Genomic DNA, 1879 nt, shown 5'->3' on the forward strand with positions numbered 1-1879 from the left:
ACGACACCGGCGACGACGCACCCATCGGCGGCACCGTCTGCGTACTCATCGAAACCGCCGGCGACTTCACCGGTGACCCCCTAAACACCGGCGACAGCGTCGTTGACACTTACCTCGACCGGCTCCACAACCTCCCCCTTTACCAAGCCCTCCTCAAGGGTGGACTAGACGAAGCAGGAATGACCGGACGCGGCCGCACCACCAACCGCGACACCACCAACTGGACCATCCCCACCGACTGGCTGACCGACGACCTCCTCGGCGACATCCGCCCCACCGTCTACCGCGCCACCGCCTCAGGCGACGTCTGGCGCATCATCACCCCCGAAGGTGCCATCCAGGACACCACCTACACCGACCACCACCTCCCAGCCACCGTCACCAACGCGGCTGGTGCCACCACCTGCTACACCTACGACGACAACGACCTCATCGTCGACACCACCTACCCTGATGGGACGACCACAACCATCGAACCCGGCACCTGGGGCATGCCCGTACGCATCACCGGCCGCGACGGACACACCACCGACTACCAGGTCGACGCTTTCGGCATGACCACCGCGGTCACCAGCGCCGACGGAGCCACCACCACCTACACCTACGACCTACGCCCCACCGGCATCACCCCTGCCAGCATCACCACCCCCGATGGGGCCACCACCCACATCGACTGCGATAACGCCGGCCGCACCATCGCCATCACCGACCCCGCCGGCCGCCGCACCAGCCACACCCTCAACATCCAAGGACTTATCACCGACACCCTCGACCCCGACGGCAACACCACCCGCATCGACTACACCCCCGAAGGCTGGCCCACCACACTCACCCACCCTGATGGCACCACCCTCACCGCCACCTACGACGGCGAAGGCAACCAACTATCGTCAACGAATGAAATGGGTGCGACGACGACAACCACCTACACCGTCTTCGACAAACCCGCCACCACCACCGACGCCACCGGTGCGACCACCACCATCACCTACAACACCCAAATGCAACCCGTGGCCATCACCAACGCCGACGGCCACACCTGGACCTACACCTACAACCTCGACGGGAACATCACCCACCAAACCGACTACAACGGTATCGTCACCACCAACACCACCAGCCCCAACGGACTCATCTCCACAATCACCACCCCAGCAGGCACAACAACCACCACCTACAACCAGTTGGGATTGACTACCAGCATTGAGGATGCTTCCGGCACCACACTGTTTGACTACGATCCCTTCGGCCGCCTGACCAGCATCACCAACCCGGCTGCGACCATCACCTACACCCGTGACTCCTATGGCCGGGCCATTAGTGAGACCACACGCCTGGCCAGTGGCGAAGAAACCCGCCACACTCTCGAGCTTTCCGCCACGGGCATGGTCACCGGCGAACACCTCACCCTACCCACCGACCACACCATCACCACCGACTATGGACGCAATGCTGCTGGTGAGATCACCAGCAGCACCATCACCCACCACACCACCCCAGTAGTCACTCATGACCGCCACACCGATACAAGCGCTCCGGCAGGCCTGGATCACACTGGTCGCCTGCTTGCCGAGCTGACCTACACCACCAACACCCGCGGCCACCGCGCCACCACCGCTATCGACAACCTGGTACGCACCATCAACATCGATACCCGTGGGCGCATCACCGGTGACCACACCAACCTGTTGGATTCGGCAACGCCTGGCGGGCTTGCCCCTGTTGCTGGTCGTGACTTCACCTGGCGAGCCGACTCCACCCTCACCGCCATCACCGACCAACTGCGTGGCACCACCAGCTTCACCGTCGACGCTATAGGCCGCGCTACCAGTGCGACCCGCACACCCCAACCAACCACCACCAACCCCAGTAACCCCAG

At 63.5% G+C, this 1879-nt stretch carries 1 pseudogene; it reads left to right on the plus strand.

Annotated features, from left to right (window positions below):
• Positions 1-1879 (plus strand): annotated as a pseudogene (locus Q0331_RS02910) (type IV secretion protein Rhs); the annotation flags it as partial.

The organism is uncultured Corynebacterium sp., from assembly GCF_937999985.1.
In the GTDB taxonomy this organism is placed as follows: domain Bacteria; phylum Actinomycetota; class Actinomycetes; order Mycobacteriales; family Mycobacteriaceae; genus Corynebacterium.